15 protein-coding genes are annotated in these 20124 nt (G+C 57.6%); all 15 read left to right on the forward strand.

The genetic code is table 11. From position 1 onward, the window contains the following. The first annotated feature begins 18 nt into the window (after positions 1 to 18). The 15 genes from spoIID to EXY20_RS13930 all read left to right on the forward strand — a co-directional run bounded on the left by spoIID (position 19) and on the right by EXY20_RS13930 (position 20013). On the forward strand, positions 19 to 1074 hold the full coding sequence (gene spoIID, locus EXY20_RS13860) for a stage II sporulation protein D (RefSeq protein ID WP_135552440.1): 1056 nt from the start codon (positions 19 to 21) through the stop codon (positions 1072 to 1074). A 118-nt stretch (positions 1075 to 1192) separates the two neighbouring features. Continuing rightward, a complete protein-coding gene (locus tag EXY20_RS13865) occupies positions 1193 to 1936 on the forward strand; it encodes a M23 family metallopeptidase (RefSeq protein ID WP_135551993.1) in 744 nt (247 codons plus the stop codon). Between the two features lie 177 nt (positions 1937 to 2113). Next, positions 2114 to 2404, forward strand: coding sequence for a sporulation transcriptional regulator SpoIIID (spoIIID, locus tag EXY20_RS13870; protein WP_135551995.1), 291 nt, complete (start codon positions 2114 to 2116; stop codon positions 2402 to 2404). A gap of 176 nt (positions 2405 to 2580) precedes the next feature. Continuing rightward, the gene (gene mreB / locus EXY20_RS13875) at positions 2581 to 3579 is read left to right on the forward strand and encodes a rod shape-determining protein (protein ID WP_135551997.1); all 999 of its coding nucleotides are present in this window, start codon (positions 2581 to 2583) and stop codon (positions 3577 to 3579) included. Between the two features lie 195 nt (positions 3580 to 3774). Then, positions 3775 to 4677 (forward strand): flagellar hook-basal body protein, encoded by a 903-nt coding sequence (locus EXY20_RS13880; RefSeq protein ID WP_135551999.1) that lies wholly within the window; start codon positions 3775 to 3777, stop codon positions 4675 to 4677. 64 nt (positions 4678 to 4741) lie between these two features. After that, positions 4742 to 5605, forward strand: a complete 864-nt coding sequence (locus EXY20_RS13885) for a flagellar hook-basal body protein (protein WP_135552001.1) — start codon at positions 4742 to 4744, stop codon at positions 5603 to 5605. Continuing rightward, entirely contained in the window at positions 5605 to 6003 is a 399-nt protein-coding gene (locus EXY20_RS13890; RefSeq protein ID WP_235885878.1) for a DNA-directed RNA polymerase subunit beta, read from the forward strand. The genes EXY20_RS13885 and EXY20_RS13890 overlap by 1 nt, the downstream gene beginning before the upstream one ends. Before the next feature lie 130 nt (positions 6004 to 6133). Further along, positions 6134 to 6658 carry a CDP-alcohol phosphatidyltransferase family protein gene (locus EXY20_RS13895; protein WP_135552006.1) on the forward strand — a complete coding sequence of 175 codons (525 nt, stop codon included), beginning with the start codon at positions 6134 to 6136 and terminating at the stop codon, positions 6656 to 6658. A 205-nt stretch (positions 6659 to 6863) separates the two neighbouring features. Beyond that, positions 6864 to 7295, forward strand: a complete 432-nt coding sequence (gene fabZ, locus EXY20_RS13900; RefSeq protein WP_135552008.1) for a 3-hydroxyacyl-ACP dehydratase FabZ — start codon at positions 6864 to 6866, stop codon at positions 7293 to 7295. A 101-nt stretch (positions 7296 to 7396) separates the two neighbouring features. After that, complete coding sequence (locus EXY20_RS13905; protein WP_135552010.1) at positions 7397 to 9100, forward strand: phospho-sugar mutase; 1704 nt, start codon at positions 7397 to 7399, stop codon at positions 9098 to 9100. A 49-nt stretch (positions 9101 to 9149) separates the two neighbouring features. Continuing rightward, positions 9150 to 11231: a DUF5693 family protein gene (locus EXY20_RS13910; protein ID WP_135552012.1), complete on the forward strand. Its 2082-nt coding sequence runs from the start codon at positions 9150 to 9152 to the stop codon at positions 11229 to 11231. Beyond that, positions 11204 to 12334: a polysaccharide pyruvyl transferase CsaB gene (gene csaB, locus EXY20_RS13915; RefSeq protein ID WP_135552014.1), complete on the forward strand. Its 1131-nt coding sequence runs from the start codon at positions 11204 to 11206 to the stop codon at positions 12332 to 12334. The genes EXY20_RS13910 and csaB overlap by 28 nt, the downstream gene beginning before the upstream one ends. Before the next feature lie 43 nt (positions 12335 to 12377). Beyond that, complete coding sequence (locus EXY20_RS13920) at positions 12378 to 13127, forward strand: WecB/TagA/CpsF family glycosyltransferase (protein WP_135552016.1); 750 nt, start codon at positions 12378 to 12380, stop codon at positions 13125 to 13127. Between the two features lie 159 nt (positions 13128 to 13286). Then, entirely contained in the window at positions 13287 to 14393 is a 1107-nt protein-coding gene (locus tag EXY20_RS13925; RefSeq protein ID WP_135552018.1) for a glycosyltransferase family 4 protein, read from the forward strand. A gap of 181 nt (positions 14394 to 14574) precedes the next feature. Beyond that, a complete protein-coding gene (locus EXY20_RS13930; RefSeq protein ID WP_167859213.1) occupies positions 14575 to 20013 on the forward strand; it encodes an S-layer homology domain-containing protein in 5439 nt (1812 codons plus the stop codon). Positions 20014 to 20124: the final 111 nt, after the last annotated feature.

The raw sequence follows: 20124 nt of genomic DNA on the forward strand, positions 1-20124 counted from the left end.
GTCGCCGGCTCCGCGCGGCTGCGCCGCTTCGCGGCGCGCAACCCCTACCTCGCGCTCGCGTCGGTGTGGATCGCGGCTGCGCTCGCGCTAACCCTGCTGGTGCCGCTGCTCGCGCGGCACCCGAGCAAACCCGCGGCGGCCCCGCCTCCGGCCGCCGTCGTCGACTCGGCCGCCGCGCCGCAGGCGGCCGCAAGCACGCTTGCCGTCAGCGTCTACCTGACGAACGAGAAGCGCGTGGCGAGCGTGCCGATCGAGGCGTATGTGCGCGGCGTCGTCGCCGCGGAGATGCCGATCGACTTCGAGCTCGAAGCGCTCAAGGCGCAGGCGCTGGCGGCGCGCACCTATATCGTGCGCCGGATGGCAGCCGGCGATCACAGCAACATGCCCGTGAAGGAAGCCTGGGTGACCGACACCGTCACGCACCAGGCGTATGTCACGGACGAGCAATTGCGCAAGCAATGGCCGGACGAGGAAACGTACCGCCGCAACATGGAGAAAGTGAACCGGGCGACGAGCGAAACGGAAGGGCAAATTTTGCTGTACGGCGGGGAACCGATCGACGCGACGTTCTTCTCTACCAGCAATGGCTATACGGAAAATTCGGAAGACTACTGGTCCGTCTACATTCCTTATTTGCGCAGTGTGCCGAGTCCGTGGGACCGCCAGCTGTCGCCGAAGTTTACGACGACCGTTACGATGAAGGTCGCCGATTTTGCGGCCAAGCTGGGTTTGCGCGCCAGCGCGGCGGCAGGTGCGGCCGCGGCGGGAACGACGGTGCTGGAGCAAACCGCCGGACACCGGATCAAACGGCTGTCGATCGCCGGCACGCGCTTCACCGGCCGCGACGTGCGCGAGAAGCTTGGCCTGGCCTCCGCCCAGTTCAGCTGGAAAGCCAAAAACGGCCAGGTCGAAATCACCTCGACCGGCTACGGACACGGCGTAGGCATGAGCCAGTGGGGAGCGAACGGCATGGCCAAGGAAGGCAAAACGGCGGAGCAAATCGCTACCTACTATTATACGGGCATTTCGATAGGCCCGGACGATCCGTTCGTGCAGCGGATTGCGGGCGGCTAACCCGGCAGCGCGCCGAAACGGTCCGTTGTCTCACAATCTCGCGTTCTCTTGAAAAAACCTATCATCTCACGTATAAAACCCCACGATCTGGCAACAATGGCTGATGAGGTGATAGAACATGAATGATCAAACCAAAGAGAAACGCAAGGAAGAAGCTCCTCAATCTACAGAGCGAGCGCAAACGGCAGCCACTGGAGGATCGTGGAAAAGATTGCTCTCCCGTAAATGGGCTTTCCCGGCAATCTACATGGTCGCGGCTGCACTCATCCTAACCTTCATGTGGGTGTACCAGCAATATGGCACCCGCGGCACGTCGGGCAGCTCGGTAACTTCCGAACTGAACAAGACGAGCAAAACGGTTACCGATGCGACGACCAAAAACGGCGGGGCGCTTCCGGCGGCAACAACTGCCGAAACGATGCGCTGGCCGGTGAAGGACGCAGCCGAAGTGCAAACGATGCTGACGCACTACGATTCGAGCGCGACGGCGGAAGCCAAGGAAGCCGCGATGGTCGAATATGGCGACACGTTCATCCCGCACGCCGGCATCGATCTTGCCCGCAAGGACAACCAGACATTCGACGTCCTCGCGGCGCTGAGCGGCAAAGTGACACACATCGAGAAGCATCCGCTTAACGGCAATGTGGTCGAAATCACGCACGACAACGGGCTGGTCACCGTGTACCAAAGCCTGGACGAAGTCAAAGTAACCCAGGGCGCAACCGTCAAGCAAGGCGACGTGATCGCCAAGGCGGGACGCAACGAACTGGAGAAGGAAGACGGCGTTCACGTGCACTTCGAAGTGCGTCAAGGGCAAGACGGACCTGCGGTCAATCCGGAGCAGTTCCTCGCAGCCAAATAATGAAATTCGAGGGCCGGCGTTGCAAACGCTTCGCCGGCGGCGCAGAAGGACAACTCCTTCTGCGTTTTCTTTTGAAAAAATGTTTCCGATTGGCTTGTCAGCCGGACGCAACAGAGCATATATAGGCTCGCTCCTCATATAATGTACCAAACTATCTCGAGTAGGGAGGCGAGGGGAGTGCACGATTACATCAAAGAGCGTACGATCAAGATCGGTCGCAGTCTCGTGGAAACGCGGAATACGGTTCGCACGATAGCCAAGGAATTCGGTGTTTCCAAAAGCACGGTCCACAAGGACTTAACCGAGCGGCTGCCTGAAATCAACCCGGATCTTGCCAATCAGGTGAAAACCATCTTGGAATATCACAAATCGATTCGGCACCTGAGGGGAGGAGAAGCGACCAAGATCAAGTACAAGAAGACGCGGTATTACAAAACGCCCGATCAGCTTGTACAGCTTCAGTCGTAGCTCGTTCGCCGCACTCCCCCCTGTGAAAAAAATGCGCGTTCGGAGCGGATGAAAAAGAGGATTTTGGCGAAACTTGACGAATGTACCTTATAAGCAGCTTTATACCCATTAAAGGATCGCTCACCATCTGTTTCGTTGCGGGATGGCCGGTAAGTTCAGGGAGGATATGTTTCACTATGTTCAGTAAGGATATCGGGATCGATTTGGGTACGGCAAACGTTCTGATTCATGTGAAAGGCCGGGGGGTCGTGCTTAACGAGCCGTCGGTCGTCGCGATCGAGAACGACACGAAACGGGTTCTCGCCGTCGGCGAAGAGGCGTTTCGCATGGTCGGGCGTACGCCCGGCAACATTGTCGCCATCCGTCCGCTGCGGGACGGCGTTATTGCCGACTTCGAAATTACGGAAATGATGCTGCGGCATTTCATCAATAAAGTGGGCGGCAAGATGTGGTACAGCCGTCCGCGCATTCTGATCTGCGCTCCGACCAACATTACGTCGGTCGAACAGAAAGCGATCCGCGAAGCGGCGGAACGCAGCGGCGCGCGCGAAGTGTTTCTGGAGGAAGAACCGAAAGCCGCGGCGATCGGCGCGGGCATGGACATTTTCCAGCCGAGCGGCAACATGGTGGTCGATATTGGAGGAGGGACGACGGACGTCGCGGTTCTGTCGATGGGCGACATCGTCACCTCCTCTTCGATCAAAGTGGCGGGGGACAAGTTCGACTCGGCGATCATGAAATATATCAAGACGAAGTACAAGCTCCTGATCGGCGAACGCACGTCGGAGGACATCAAGGTGAAGATCGGCTCCGTTTATTCGGACACGCGCGTCGAAGAAATGGATATTCGCGGCCGCGATATGGTGTCCGGTCTGCCGCAGACGATTACGGTCAATTCGCGCGAGGTGAAAGACGCGTTGTGGGAACCGGTGTCGGCGATCGTCGCTTCCGCCAAGACGGTGCTGGAGCGTACGCCCCCGGAGCTGTCGGCGGACATTATCGATCGCGGCGTCATCCTGACGGGAGGCGGCGCGATGCTTCACGGTCTCGACCAATTGCTGGCGGACGAGCTCAAGGTGCCGATCATTATCGCCGAAGACCCGATGCACTGCGTGGTGAAAGGGACCGGCGCGATGCTGGACAACCTCGACAAAGTGAGCAAGCGCAAAGTATAACGGCGTTTCCGACAGGCCGGACTAAACAATCGGACGTTCGGATTCGATATACCATGTATAGCGTCAAGACGGCTAGGCAGATGCTTCCGAAGTAAGTTTTTGCTCGCAAGGAAGTGGCCGGGGAAGTATCGCAAAACCTTTTCGTTAGAGGTGAGAGTTTAGCAAGCTAAACTCCCTATATTAGGAGGTACGCTTATGCTGAGAGGCTTGTACACGTCGGCGGCGGGCATGATTTCGCAGCAGCGCAAGCACGATACGATCACGAACAATATTTCCAATCTCAATACGCCGGGCTTCAAGCAGGGCAACGCGGTGTCGCGTTCGTTTCCGGAAATGCTGATCTCGCTCGTGGGCAAGGACGAGGGGCAGACGGAAGTCAGGCAGATCGGACGGCTGAATACCGGCGTGTTCGCCGAGGAGGATTTGTCGATCTACGTGCAGGGCGATCTGTCCGAGACGAAGAATCCGCTCGACATGGCGATCATTTCCAACATTCAGGTGCCCGGATTGGCCTTCGACGGCGCGGGCAAAGCGATGACGCCGGACGGTCAGAAGGTGTTCCAGCCGCAAGCGTTTTTTACGGTGCTCGATAACGAGGGACAGGAACGGTATTCGCGCAACGGCAAGTTTGCCGTGAACGATACGGGCGAGCTCGTATCCTCGGAAGGCTATCGCGTGCTTGGTGCAGACGGCCAGCCGATCGTGCTGCGCGATAACGCCACCGGCGAATTCATTTCGAGCGCCAAGGTGACGCCGACCGGCCAATTCGTCGATGCGGTGAACGGCGTGCCGCTGCTGGATGCGCAAGGCAACCAGATTGCGCTGCGCATCTCGCGGGTGGACAACCCGAACCGGCTCGTTCGCGAAGGCAATGGCGTGTACCGGATCAATGCCGGCGACGAAGGGCTCGTAACGGTGGCGGTGCCGAACAACGAAGTGCAAATCCGGCAAGGCTTCATCGAACGGTCGAACGTCGACGCCGCGCAGTCGATGGTCGACATGAACGCCGCGCTGCGCGCGTACGAAACGAATCAGAAGATGGTGCAATATTACGACAAGAGCCTGGAGAAGGCTGTCAACGAAGTAGGCCGCGTCTAGCATCCAGGGGCGCGGCAGTTTGACGTGGCTCCGATAAGATCGTTCCCAGGAGGTTCCGATTCCGATGAACCATTCGATGATCAATGCGATGGTCAGCATGTCTTCCTTGCAGCAGAAGCTCGATGTGATCGCGGGCAATATGGCGAACACCGGCACAATCGGCTTCAAGCGCAAGGAAGCGACTTTCGAAGACATTTTGACGAACATCAAGTCTCAGCCTCCGGGCTTTCAGAAGGACGGGCGGCTGTCGCCGCTTGGCTTCAACCAGGGCTGGGGTGCCAAGCTGAGCCTGGTGCAGCTCAATATGGAGCAGGGGCCGCTGAAGGAAACGAGCGTCGATTCCGATATGGCGATCGAAGGCAACGGCTTGTTCGAAATTCAACATATGACGGTCGATGCGAACGGCAACAATGTCACCAATATCGCATATACGCGCGACGGTTCCTTCGACTTGGTGATCAATCCGGAAGACCCGGACAACTTGTACCTCGCGACCAAGGCCGGCGACTACGTGCGCGGGACGGACAATTTGCCGATTCGGGTGCCGGCCGGCGACGGCTACAAGATGGCGGTCAGCGCCGACGGCGTCGTTACGGCGTACAAGCCGGGGGATACGGAGGCGACCGAGGTTGTCGGCCAGTTGAAGCTGTTGCGCGTCATCCGGCCGCAATACTTGGAACAAACCGGCGACAATCTGTTCGCGGTCGCGCCGGGGACGAATGTCGGCGATATTTTGCAGGATGCGAACGCGGCGACCGAACTGGAGAACAAGCCTACTGTGCGGCAAGGCTTTCTGGAACAATCCAATGTCAATTTGAGCGACGAAATGACAGATTTGATTATGGTACAACGCGCCTATCAGCTTAGTTCGCGGGCGATCACCTCGTCCGATACGATGATGGGGCTTGCGAACAGCCTGCGCGTCTGATGACGATGAAGCGTGAAGACCAGGAGCCGAAACGCGGGCCGGAGATAAAACCGGAGGAACGCGAGAGGCCGGAGGACGTGTTTTTCGACACGAAGCAGTTGAACGAGCTGTTCTCCGGTACGCGGGAGTCGTCGCAACCGCAGCTCAAAGCGTCGCCCGGGAAGCCGAACGCCGCCGGTTCCCAGAAGAAGAAAGCGCCGCCGCGCAAGAAATGGCCGTTATGGGTGCGTATCGTCTACCAGACGCTGCGTATTGTGATTGTCCCCGTGCTTTCCGTTGCCGCTCTGCTCGTCGGTCTCGCGATTGGCTATGTGTATTTGGGCGGGCAGCCGATGGACGAAGTATGGCACGTGGAAACATGGAAACATGTATACGATTTGGTTTTTTCTCCGTCATGACCTGCTGACGTCCTGGCGCGAGCGGATCTCATTCGCACAAAAATCGGACTCCCCGCACGGGAGTTTTATTTTTGCCGCATCAACGGTATAATGTAGGGATGGAGAGAAATCTGTTAGGGGGATAACAGGGGTGAACCTGCCGAACACGCTGACCATGCTGCGTTTTATCATGATACCTGTCTATGTGCTGGTGTTTGCGGCCGGTCATGTGAAAGCGGCTTTTTTTATCCTTGTGTTGGCCGGCTTGACCGATATATTGGACGGGCGGTTGGCGCGCCGCAAAGGCCAGGTGACGCAAGTGGGCACGATGCTCGATCCGCTGGCGGACAAGACGATGATGCTCACCGTAATCTTGTCGTTCGTCTTTACGAGTATGATTTCGTGGGCGGCGGCGATTGCGATGTTCATCCGGGATTTGGGCATGATCGCAGGATCCGCCTACTTCTATTTCCGCGGCAAAAAGACGGTCCCGGCCAATACGATGGGCAAGCTGACGACGGTGCTGTACTACTTGGCCATTTTGCTGATCGTGTTCGAGTTCGCTTATGCGCAGCAGTATTTGTGGTTTGTGATTATTTTTTCGTTCCTGACTTCTTTCATTTATATTTATTCGTTCGTAAGGCTGAATCGCAAGCAATACATAGAGAAAGGCTGATGCGGCCTCGCAAGCCGTTCCCGTCCGCGCCGGTCGCGCCACGCAAGGAAAAGAGCATCGTTTCAGTCAGGCGGTCGCCTGATCGGAACGGTGCTCCCCTATATCAACCTTCAAGCCTGCAGTTCCTGAAGGGACAATGTCTATTGTAAGTCTTCCGGAGCCAATTTATACTGCTAACGTACACAGAGAGGAGCCACCTTTTATCATGCTCGATATCGTACAAATTCAGGAGATTATTCCGCACCGCCATCCTTTTCTGCTGATCGATCGCATTCTGGAAGTCGAAGAAGGCAAACGCGCCGTCGGACTGAAAAATGTGACTGTAAACGAACCCTTTTTTGCCGGACATTTCCCCGGGAAGCCGGTGATGCCGGGCGTGCTGATCGTCGAGGCGCTGGCGCAGGTCGGCGCGGTGGCGATTCTGCTGCCGGAGGCGAACCGCGGCAAGCTGGCGATGTTCGCCGGCATCGACGAGTTCCGCTTCCGCGGGCAAGTGGTGCCGGGCGATACGCTGCACCTGGAAGTGGAGATTACGCGGCTGAAAGGCATGGTCGGCAAAGGCCAGGCGACCGCCAAGGTCGGCGAAACGGTCGTGGCGTCCGGCGGGATCATGTTTGCGCTTGTCGCAGGCCAGTAATTGGGTCGTCTGCCGGAGTTACGGAAGCGGCGTTAATATGGCACTATTATTAATGAAGAAAGACGAAATGCCGACTCGGCCACAGACGGAAGGAGAACAGGATGAGCGAAACCAATCGCGTACAATCATTGTTTGACAGATGGCTTGACGATCCGGGTATCGACGCGGCGACGAAAGCGGAGCTGCGGGCAATTGCCGACCAACCGGCTGAAGTGGAAGATCGTTTCTACAAGGACCTCGAATTTGGCACCGGGGGCTTGCGCGGCGTCATCGGCGCCGGCACGAACCGGATGAATCTATATACCGTGGGACGGGCGACGCAAGGGCTGGCGCAGTTTCTTCTGGCGAACGCGGCTGCGGCGGACAACGCCGTTGCGATTGCGTACGACTCCCGCAACCAGTCGCCGGAGTTTGCGCTGGAGGCGGCGCTGGTATTGGCCGGCAACGGCATTGCCGCCTATGTGTTCGACTCGCTGCGGCCGACGCCGGAGCTGTCGTTTGCCGTGCGGCATTTGGGTGCAACGGCAGGCATCGTGGTGACGGCGAGCCACAATCCGCCGGAGTACAACGGCTATAAGGTATACGGCAAGGACGGCGGCCAACTGGTGCCGCACGACGCCGAACGCGTCATCGCGCAAATTCGCGATGTCGCCTTCGCCTCCATCCGCAAGCTGACGCGCGAACAGGCGGAAGCCGCCGGATTGCTGCGTTGGATCGGGCGCGAGGCGGACGAAGCGTTCCTCGCCGCGGTTACGTCCGTCAGCCGCCATGCGGAAGTCGTGCGCGAGCTCGGCGACCGCGTGTCGATCGTGTACACGCCGCTGCACGGCGCCGGCAACTTGTCCGTTCGCGCCGCATTGGCGCGCGTCGGTTTTACGAACGTGACGGTCGTGCCGGAGCAGGAACTGCCCGACGCGAACTTCTCGACGGTCAAGTCGCCGAACCCGGAGGAGAAGGAAGCGTTCGCGCTGGCATTGAAGCTGGCGGAGCAAGTGAATGCGGACGTCGTCATCGGTACGGACCCCGACTGCGACCGGATGGGCGCCGTCGTCAAGGACGACAACGGGCAGTATGTTGTGCTGAACGGCAACCAGTCGGGTGCGCTGATGGTGCATTATTTGCTGAGCAGCATGAAAGAGCGCGGCGATTTGCCGGCGAACGGCGTCGTGGTGAAAACGATCGTGACAAGCGAGATGGGTGCGGTCATTGCCGAACATTACGGCGCTCAAGTGATGAATACGCTGACCGGCTTCAAATATATCGGCGAGAAGATGACGCAATTCGCCGCGACCGGGGCGCACACGTTCCTGTTCGGCTACGAGGAAAGCTACGGCTACTTGGCCGGCGATTACGCGCGCGACAAGGATGCGGTGCTCGCCTCGATGCTGATTGCGGAAGCGGCGGCCTATTACAAGGCGCAAGGGAGCGGGCTGTACGACGTGCTGCAGGAGCTGTATCGCCAGCATGGCTATTTCCTCGAGAAGCTGGAATCGCGCACGCTCAAGGGCAAGGACGGCCTCGAGCAGATCGGCCGCATCATGGACGATTGGCGGGCGCATCCGCCGACGGAAGTTGCCGGCCGCCAGGTGGCGCAGGTGCTCGATTACGCGCCGGGGCTGGACGGACTGCCGCCGGAGAACGTGCTGAAATACGTGCTCGATGATCATTCGTGGTTTTGTCTGCGGCCTTCGGGGACGGAGCCGAAGATCAAGGTGTATTTTGCCGTCCGCGGCCAGTCGGCCGAGGATGCTTCCGCGCGCGCGGACCGGCTGGTGCAAGCGGTTATGTCCCGCGTGGACGGTTAGTTTTTGCCGAGGTGGAAAGCAAGATTATTGACAGGAGTGGTAACGTCTTATGAAGCGGTATGCACAGTGGAGCCGGCTGATGCCCAAACTGCTATGGATTCTGGTCATCATCGGGTTGGCGGCTTCCTTGCCGCTTGCGGCGGATCGTTATCGCACCGAGCAGACGTCCAAGAAAGTGGAGTTCGTGTTCGACTATCGCGATTTGCTGGAAATTTCCGACTACAAGCCGAACCCGCGCCAATTCGTGGCGGATCAACTGGCCGAAATGAAGAAGCACGGTATTCAATCGCTGGCCATCTACGAAAGTACGTTGAATGAGCTCAAGCTGAGCCGGCGCATCGAGCTGTACAACGCGCACGATGCCGCCGCGCTGTCGCAAACGCCGGTATCGCCGACGGAGAACTACACCTACGTGCTGTTCACCGAACCGCAAAGCCAGGCGGAAATACAAGGTTTGATCGAGCGCACGTTCGCCCGGTTGAATGTGAAGACCGCTCCCTGGTCGGTCAAAAACCAGCAAGGGCTTGTCATCCAGCTCCCGCTCGACGAAGCTTCCGCGAAGTCGATGGATCCGGATCCGATCGCGCTGCGCACGATCAAGGATTTGGGCTTCCGCGTCGTGCCGCGGCTGTCGAATCGCCGGCCGCTCGACCCGGCCGAGATGGACAGGCTGCTGCAGCAGCTGGAAGAAGCCGGCGCGCGCACGATCATCGTCGACGGCGACGCAACCGCAACGGTGCCGGGCTACTCGAATGTCGATCTCGGCGTATCGTCGATCGATTCGCTGAAGATGATGGGCGATCTGATGAACAAGCACCATATGGGGCTGGCAACGATCGAAATTATTTTGAAGACGCCGCAGAAAGGTTACACGACGCTGGCGAAGTCCATCGACTACAACGTGCTGCGGCTGCATTCGTTTACGGAGAACGACGCAAGCAAGCTGACCGAAAACTTGACCAAACAGGATTTGGAAGCGCGGATTCGGGGCGTGTCCGACAGGTTCGTGCTGGCCGTGAAGGACCGCAACATCCGCATGATCTTCCTGAATGCCCGGGCGACGAAGAGTCTGGACAAAGGCACGTACGTCGATCCGTTGTCCGCCATCTACGAAAGCTTGACCGGCAAGGACGGCGCGATGGATCGAATCGAAAACGCCGGCTATTCGCTCGGCCAGGCGCATGCGTTCGAGAAAAGCGACGCCGGCTGGCGCAAGGCGCTCAAGCCGCTCGTCGTGCTCGGCGGCGTGTCGCTAATCGCGCTTGTGATCTCTTATTTCTCGCTGCTGCTGACCGCGCCGCTGTTCGTGCTTGGCCTGTTCGGCGCAGCCGCGCTGAACGTGCTCAGCTCCAATGCGCTGTACAAGCTGCTTGCGCTTGGCATCGGCGTATTCGCCGCCAGCCTGGCGGTCATTCTCGCGATTCGCCGGCTGCAGGCCGTCCGCGCCGCCGCTTCCCCGGGGGCCGCGATCGTGCGTTCGATCGGGCTGCTGGTCGCTGTGTCCGTCGTGTCGCTGATCGGCGCGGCCTATATCGTCGGCTTGCTGAACGACATTACGTACAACCTGCTGCTCGATCAGTTCAAAGGCGTGAAAATTCTCGCCTACTTGCCGATCCTTATCGCTGCCGTGTACTTGCTTGTGTTCAGCGAAAAGCTGACGCCGGCCGGCCGCTTCTCCAAAGTGCGGCGCATGGCCAACTCGCCGATTACGGTGCTTTGGGTGCTGACCGCTGTCGTGATCGGCGCGGCCGGTATGTACTATTTGTCCCGGACCGGCAATGAAGGTTCGGTTTCATCGGGGGAACTGGTATTCCGTTCGTTCCTTGAGAACACGCTCGGCGTCCGCCCGCGGACGAAGGAGTTTCTGATCGGGCATCCGGCCTTCCTGCTCGGCGCCTATCTGGTCTGGCGCAAACACAAGTGGGGCTTGTATTTGCTGCTGATCGGCGTCGTCGCGCAGGCGGATATGATCGGAACGTTTACGCATCTGCATACGCCGCTTGACATTTCGGCGATCCGCGATATTTACGGCGGGATCGGCGGCGTGTTGATCGGACTTGTGGCGATTGCGATATGGGAAGTTTGCGCAAGGAGCTGGAACCGATGGGGTCGTCTGTTAAAAGAATCGTAATCTCCGGCTATTATGGGTTTCGCAACAGCGGAGACGAAGCGGTGCTGCAATCGATCCTGCTGGCGCTGCGCCAGGAGGGCGAGGCGGCCGGGGTGAAGGTTGTTCCGGTCGTGCTGTCGATCGATCCGGAATGGACGTCGCGCACATACGGCGTGGAAGCCGTGCACCGGATGAAGCTCGGCCGCGTGTTTGCCGCGATCCGCTCCGCCGACGGGCTCGTCAGCGGCGGGGGCAGCTTGCTGCAGGACGTTACCGGCGGGTTGACGATTCCTTACTACATTGGCATCATGAAGCTGGCGTTATGGCTGCGCAAGCCGGTTTTCATATATTCCCAAGGAATCGGCCCCGTACATAATCGCCGATACTATGGGTGGATACGCCGCACGTTCGGGAAGTGCCGCTACGTTTCGGTGCGCGACGCGGAATCGGCCGCCTTGCTGGAGAGTATGGGCTGCGCGCCAGGAGCCGCCGAGGTAGTGCCCGATCCGGTGTTGGGCCTGCCGCTTCCGGGCGGCACGGCGCAGGCTGCCGCACCGGAAAGCACAGGAGAGCGCTTGCCGGTCGTCGGCATCTCCGTGCGTTATTGGAACGCGGACCGTTCGGAGTTGGACAAGCTGGCGGAAGCCATTGTCCGACTATCGTACGAGCGCGAGATGGAAGTTCGCTTTTTGCCGTTCCATTTGCCTTCCGACGAGGAGGCGTCGTACGACGTGATCGGCCGCGTCCGCATCAAGGCGGCAGGGAGCGAGCCGAAGATGACGGTCGTCGGCGGCATCGATCACCCGCAGCGCATGCTGGCGGAAGTGAGCCGATGCGACGTGCTTGTCGGCATGCGCCTGCATGCACTGATCTACGCGGCTTCGCAGTTGGTGCCGATGGTCGGCATCACCTACGATCCGAAGATCGATCAATTCCTGCATCGCCTGGAATCGACGCCGGCGGCTTCGACGGAAGCGTTCGACCCGGCCGGCGTCGCGGCGGAAATCGGGCGATTGCTGGACAATCGCGATGCCTGGACCGCGGCCAAACGGCCGCTCGTGGACCGGTTGAAGCAGCAAGCTTCACGGCCGGCGCAACAAATCATCGCTTCGATGCGTCTATAAGGACAACGGTTGTTTTAGGTTAAATGACCGGTTAGGAGTAATTATGGGCAAGAGCGTTCCTACAGTTTCGATATTCGGCGTGCCGTTCTCCAAATTATCGGCCGCAGATACAGCCGACCTGGTCGCCGAGATGGCCGAGAGCGGGCGACCGCATCAGATCATTACGGCCAATCCGATCATGGTGATGGCAGCGCTGAATCATCCGGGCAACATGGCGATGATGAAGCGGGCCGATCTGATCGTTCCCGATGGCGCGGGCGTTGTTTGGGCCGCGGGCTATGTCGGCAATCCCGTAGCCGGCAAAGTCGCGGGCATCGAACTAATGCACGAGCTGCTGCGCCGCGGCGAGAAGAAAGGCTGGCGCGTTTATTTGCTTGGCACGACACCGGAGACGATTCGAATCGCCGCGGACAAGTTGAAAGATCAGTATCCGGGGATAACGCTTGTCGGCTTCCGCGACGGTTTTTTTGGCGCCGGTCAGGACCAGGAAGTGGTAGGGCAAATTCGCGAAGCGAAGCCGCATCTGTTGTTTGTGGCCCGTGGCGCGGATACGCAGGATCCGTGGATCGACCGCTACAAGGCGGAATTGAACGTTCCGGTCATGATGGGTGTCGGCGGCAGCCTCGATATTATGGCGGGCCGGGCCAAGCGGGCGCCCAAGCTGTTCATCCGCCTGCGGCTGGAATGGTTCTACCGCTTGCTGCGCGAGCCTTCGCGCTACAAGCGCATGCTTGCGCTGCCGCAATTCGCTTTCAAAGTGATTCGCGAGAAAGAGAACGTGCAAAAACTGTGAAAATTTCATTGAAAATAGCCTGAAAACAGTCGAATTTGCCGAAATCGCGGGTTGGAGTTTACTGGGCAAAACGCGTATAATTTGTTGCGGAGTTTGTTTTCCGCCCGTTTTCATGAATTTCGTCCTTCTAGAGATCGTTCGAGGGGTTGTGTTTATTCGATGAATGTGTGGATGTATGTGATTGGCTTCGTGGCAGCTTGCCTCTTGGCCACCTTGCTTACGCCATTGGTCAAGAAATTTGCGATTCGCGTCAAGGCGGTCGCCGTTCCGAATCACCGCAGCATGCACTCCCGCATCATGCCACAACTGGGCGGGCTCGCGATATTTTTTGCTTTTATCGGCGTATACTTTATCGTTGCGCCGCTGGCCGGCGAAGTGAAGACCGATCTGGCACTAGCTTTGCTGATCGGCGGTGCGGTTATCGTGCTGACCGGCGCGCTGGACGACCGTTTCGTTCTGTCGCCCAAGCTGAAGCTGCTCGGTCAATTGATTGCAGCCGGCATTGTGGTCGCATTCGGACTTCAGGTCGACTTTCTGCAATCTCCGTTCGGCGACTTTATGCATCTCAACGATTGGGTCGGCATGAACTGGGTCGGCATCCCGATCACGATTGTGTGGATTGTCGGCGTCACCAACGCGATCAACCTGATCGACGGCCTGGACGGCTTGTCGGCAGGCGTGTCCGCAATCGCGACGGCCACGATCATGGTGCTGGCGCTCCTGATGGGCAATCCCGGGGTTGCGCTCGTTTGCGCCGTGCTGCTTGGCAGCATCGTCGGCTTCCTGTTCTTCAATTTCAATCCGGCGTCCATCTTCATGGGCGATACCGGCGCGCTGTTTCTCGGGTTTTGTCTCGCGACGCTGTCGATCGTCGGGTTTAAGCAAGCGACGGTCATCTCCTTGATCGTGCCGATTCTGATCCTCGGCGTGCCGATTTCCGACACGTTCCTGGCGATTATCCGCCGCAAACTCAACAATAAACCGATTTCCGCGCCGGATAAGGGGCATCTGCACCATTGCCTGATGGATCTCGGTTTCAGCACGCGCCAAACCGTCATGATTATTTACGGCATCTCGGTCCTGTTCGGCCTTTGCGCCGTGCTGCTGTCGCAGCCGATGCAGTGGTGGACGATTGTGCTCATTGCCGTTCTGCTGCTCGTGCTCGAGCTTGGCGTCGAAGCGATCGGCATTATCAGCAAGACGAAGAAGCCGCTTCTCGGCTTCCTGCTCAAGCTTACGCGCGGCGTATCGCGCGCATCCAAGTAACTCCAAGCTTCGCACGCGTCGCCGCCTCTTGCAGGCGGTTTTTTGTTTTTGCGGCAAGGGGCTTCCATATGAAGGAAGTGCAATTTTGATGCTTGCGGCATCTAAATTTTCCCCCTGCGTTAGCCGATAAAAGAAAGTACGGGAAACTTTTATGCAAGATGTACTCAGGGAGGTACTGCACGTGAAGAAGAAATCCAAGTCGTGGCTCAGCATGACGATTGTAACGACTATGCTCGCCACCATGCTGCTGTCCGCGCTTGCGCCGCTTACGGCGATGGCCGACGTATCGCGCATTACTATCAAGCCACCGTGGTGGACGGCGTTCGACATCTCCTCCGGCAGACCGGCCCCTACCGAAGACGCGAGCATTCCGCGCGTCACTTCGGCGCGCATTACGGTCGAAGCAACCATCCAGAATATCAGCGATGTGCAAGTGCCGAATATGTATTACGAGATCACGAACGTAACGACTGGCGCCGCACCCGTGGTGGAGAACAAGAACCATGCTTACCACCAGCCGGGTTCGTTTGATATTACTTTCAACAATGTCCAGTTGACCGAAGGTCTTAACAAGATCGTCGTCAAGCTGGGGGACACGAACAGTATCGCCTCCTCGCCGGCCTGGGTGTATTTTACCCCGACGACGACCATTTCCGACTTGACGATCAATGATCAGCCGTTCCTGGACGGCAAGTTCTTCCCGGACGTGCCTAGCAGTTCCACGGCAATCAGCATCAAGGGCAAGGCACCCAATGCGTCGGAAGTGCAAGTTAACGTCATGGGCGACGCCCAGACGAAGAATGCGTTCTTCAGCAACGGTTCGTTCTTCTTCTCCGCCGACGATGCCAACAAGGCCGGCTCGGCCGCGACGTTCCGGCTGAAGCCGGGCGACAACGTCATCTCGATGACGGCGCGGAACGCGCAGCGCTCGTATCAGACGACGAAACGTTTCGTTTACGACAACGGCAAACCGTTTGCCTTCAACGCCAAGATCAGCGACAACGATTCGTCGGTCGCCGATCCGGTCAAATACGATCTGATCTCGTCGCCGACGATCAACTCCGCGTCCGGTACCGGACAAGTCGACATTTCCACATCGCTGAAGATTGATCTCAACACATCGGGGCAACCGAAATACCGGTTTGTCGACGCGATCCTGAACGGGCAGAAGCTGGGCAGCTACGACGTCGGCAATGCCGATCAGGCGCTGTCGGTGACGGCCGTCAATCCGACCAAGCTTTACTCCGAATACGGCAAGATGCTTGTTTCGGTTGTCGGCTCTGCTTTGCATGATGCTATTGTACTCGCCATCAAACAAGGCGGGTCTGAAATCACATACCTGAATCCCCAGATCAGCTTGGACCGCCGCGTCGCACTTTTCGATCTTCCAGGCGGCCTAATCGGCAACTATGCGGTTGAGGTGCGGGACGAGAACGATAAAGTTCTGTATTCGGACCTGTCGCGTTCGGTTCCCGTATCCAATGTAAACAACGGCTCCTATCTGGATGTCGAAGCGCCGGCCATCCCCGTGCACGAAGGGGATACCGCCCAGGTTGGCGATTTGAGCGGCATCGATACATCGGGTGCCACTCCTTCCGTCAAGGTGGAAATTACCGATTTGACCGGTCAAGTGGTGATCGGCAACGCCTCCGTGCAAATCGACGCAGGCACTTATACGCTCCCAGCCGGCCTGCGCGAAGGCGAGTACAAGCTCCGCGCTTCAGTCAACAACATTCCGTTATCGGAAAATTATTTGCAGATCCTGGATAAGATTCCGGCACAGCCTGTGATTACTTCCAAGGTGCCGGTCAACGTATCTACGCTGGCTAGCGGCGACTATTATTTTTCCGTTACCGGAACATCGCTGCCGTCGAATTTGGATGAAATCATAGAGCTTTCCTTGTATAGCGGCAATTCGTACGACAACCGCAACGACGAGCTTCCGATTCCCATCGATCCCGAATATGTCGAATTGGGGCCGTCCAGCATGACGATGCGGGTCGAGAGCGGCGAACGCATTCAGTTGTTTAGCGACTATGATCCGGATAACCCGACGGTGAAATCGAGGGATTGGAAGCTTCATCTGGTCGTGCGGCCCAAGTTCAAGAACGGGGACGACATTGGTACGGATTACACGGTAACATCGCCAACAGCGGTCGTACGCGCCCAGTATGTCGATGATACCGCCCCGTCGACGCCGGTGGAGTTCATCAACAATATGTACCCGATTACGACGGATTCCACGAATCCGCGGCAAATTGCCACCGGCAGCGCATCGCAAGTGAGAGTCGAAGGCACCAACCTGCCGACGGACAAGACGCAGCTTGTAGCGCAAATGCTTAGCGAAACCGGCGGAGCCGTGTCAGGCGTAGTGAGCGTCATTGACGCTCCTGACGGCAGTACCGCAACGATCAGCATTCCGAGTCTTAATGCGGGCAACTACTTCATCACGCTCCGCGACAAGGCGAATCCCTATGCGCTTGCTTCGTTCCCGATTTCGGTCGTCGGACCGAAAATGACGAAGATCGCGCCTAACTACGTCGATATGAACATGACCGGTACGATTGCGGTAACCGGCGCCGGTTTCGGCAAAAGCAGCTATGTGCTCGACAACTACAAGCTGCGGTTCCGCCCGGAAGGCGATCCAACGGCTCCGTCGGTCGATTTGGGCGGCGGTTCGATGAATGCCAGCGGGCAACTGCTGTTCCCGTTCACATCGAATTTTCTGGCCAACGGCACTTATGACGTATCGATCGTATACGCCGGCAACGAAGTGCAGGGAACGCCGCAGAAATTTACGGTGACGACGCCGTCCATCCTGCGCGAGAACCCGACGCTGTCGCGGGTAAACCGGTATAAGGTATACGATTTCCAGAAGTCGCTTCCCGTATCGACGAACGACCGAAACCAGATTCTCGAGTTCCGGTTCTATAATTCGGCTATCGATACAGCGCCTTCGACCAAGTTCAACTTTACGTATATCGATACGATCCAGCCGTACGTAGACCATGTGCATTACAAGGATCCGCTCACCGGCATGACCTTGTCGGGAACGGCGGACAGCGAAATCGACGAGCAGCCGGCCAAGCTGTATGTAATGGCGAACATCAATACATCCGATGTCAAAATGTATATCGGCGACAGCCAGGTCGGGATAGATTCGCTTGGCGGAGCATCAACCCAGATTGATTCGGAAACGAACGAAACGTTCAATATGTTCGAATTCGATCTGCCTACCTTGCCGAACGGCAGAACGCAGGTAACGTTCATTCCTTCGGACGGTTCGGCGGAGAACTATTCGGGCCGCAGATCTTACATGCTGAACATCAACAACACGCCTTATATCATTCTGAACAACGTGTATAACGGCATGATCGTAAGAGAAGACATCCCGACGCTGGAAGGGCGTTTCGTGAATATGCCGCCGCTGAGCCCCTTGCCGCTCGATCCGGCGGATATGGCTGGCAAGAACTACGTGCAGCTGGTTACATCCGACAACCCGACGGAATACATCGAGGCGAACAGCGATTCCACCTTCAATCATGCCTTGTTGCCGCTGCATGAAGGCCGCAATCAGCTGAAGCTGATGATTTACATCAACAATCAATTGACGACCAGCACGACGATCGAAATTTTCAAATTCAGTACGGATGCGCCGGAAATTTTGAATATGAAGCCGGTCGAACTGACGGATGTGCCGAAGTACGTGCCGCAGAAGCTGCCGGACAACTATGCGACGTCGGAACGCAATGTTATTCTGACCGGTCAATTCGCCAACGCAACGGAAGTGAAGCTGACCGTCAAGCGCAAGAACGAGTCCAATCCGAACACTTGGGAAACGCTCTATGATCGCCGGTATGGGTCAAGCTTCTCGGAGCTGGATCCGATTTCCGACAACCCGGCCTTCATCGACAGCATCGATCCGACAACGCTGCAATTTACGACCAGCCCGATCATGTTGTCCAAGACGGGAGCGACGACGTTCGAGCTGGCGATCACGAATTCGTCCAACGTTACCGTGACGAAGACGGTGACGATCAATCGTGAGCCGCTCGCATACGAAATTGTGTATCCGACGCTGGCGAAGAACGGCAAAGGACTGGATCAGGCAACGATCAACGGCAACTTCGTCGAAATCGAGATGAAGTCGGAGAACGCCGACAAGATTACTTTCGGCAAGAATGAAGCGATCAAACGAATTGTTACGGATCCCGAAACCGGGCTGCAGGAAGTACATTACTTTTATGAAATGAACGACTTGAAGGTCGGCGCCAACAACGTGAAATTTACGGTGACGCAAGGAACGCAGACAATCAACGGCGAGTTCGTTGTCTTCAACTCCGATACGCCGATCGAAGGCGCGCAGTTCAAGTCGGCGCTCAAGTCGGATATCAAGGCGTTCGACGGCATGCTTAACCTTAAGTTTCCCAAAGGCGTCAATCTGATGCGCAACGACTCGACACGCGTCAATCAATTTTTGACCACCGATCGCAAAATTGTGTTCGGCATTGCCTCCAACGCGGACGGACGTGTCGACAAAATCAAGCATCCTTCGCCGACGGATGGGCAAGTGGACAACCCGAATCCGGTGATCGGAACGGAGGGGGCGCTTCTGCTGGAAGAGCCGACGTTCCGGTTCCGTCCGGCCAGCCCGCTGTTCTGGACGGACGCAGGCACGATCGCCGCGGATGAAACCGACCGGACGAAGGCGCTCACCGGCAGCGGCCGTGACCCTTACGATACGGACGAGTTCTACGCCCGGTCGCAGCAAGACCTTGTCGTTCCTTCCGAGCGAGGCACCTTGACATTAAAATACGATCCATCGATTCGCACCGACGCTTGGAAGTACCTGACGGTGTATCATTACGATATTTTTGAAGACTACAAGGGAGTCACTCAATTCCGCTGGAAGAACATCGGCGGCGTGATCGAACCGAGCTCCCATACGATCACGGTTCCTTTCGAGAGCTTCGGCTATTATCAGGTCATGTACATGGACCAAAGCTTTGACGACGTCACCGGGCACCAATGGGCTCGAGATCAACTCGACACCTTGTATGCCAAAGGATATATGCTTAACAAGTCGAACGCGGCGTTTGAACCGGAAGATCCGATTACCCGCGGCGAGTTCGCTACGCTGCTTGTGAAGATTTTCGAAATTCCGCTTCAATATACAGAGACGCCGACATTCACTGACGTGCTGCGGATCAATCCGCTTACCAACGGCCTCTACGATTACCGGTACATTGAAACGGCAGCCAAGGTAGGCGTCGTGCGTGGCATGGACGGCGGCAGGTTTGCGCCGGACGACGCGATTACGCGTCAGGATGCGGCGGTCATGATTGCCCGGGCGGCGAACCTGAAGATCGGCTCCGACGACATCAAGGCGCTTACGTCGCTGCAGAAGACGTTCACCGACGCCAACGGTATCGACATCTATGCCCGCACTTCTGTCGAAGCGGTGACGAAGGCAGGGTTGATCGAAGGCAAGGACAACGTGCTCCTGCAGGGCCAGAAGAAACCGACCGTACGCTTCGATCCGGAAGAGAACTTCTCCCGCGCCGAGGCGGCGGAAGTGGCGATTCGCGTGCTGCGCCAATACAAGAAAATACCGAAATAACAGGCCTTTGGCCCTGCGTCCGCGACAAACTGCCGGCATTCGTCCGGCAGTTTGTTTCTGCTTGGAAGAGGTTGGGTAAGTAGGTGTGGCGAGCCCGCAGATGGAAAATGT

This window comes from Paenibacillus cymbidii (assembly GCF_004764705.1).
Taxonomy (GTDB): Bacteria; Bacillota; Bacilli; order Paenibacillales; family NBRC-103111; genus Paenibacillus_AN; species Paenibacillus_AN cymbidii.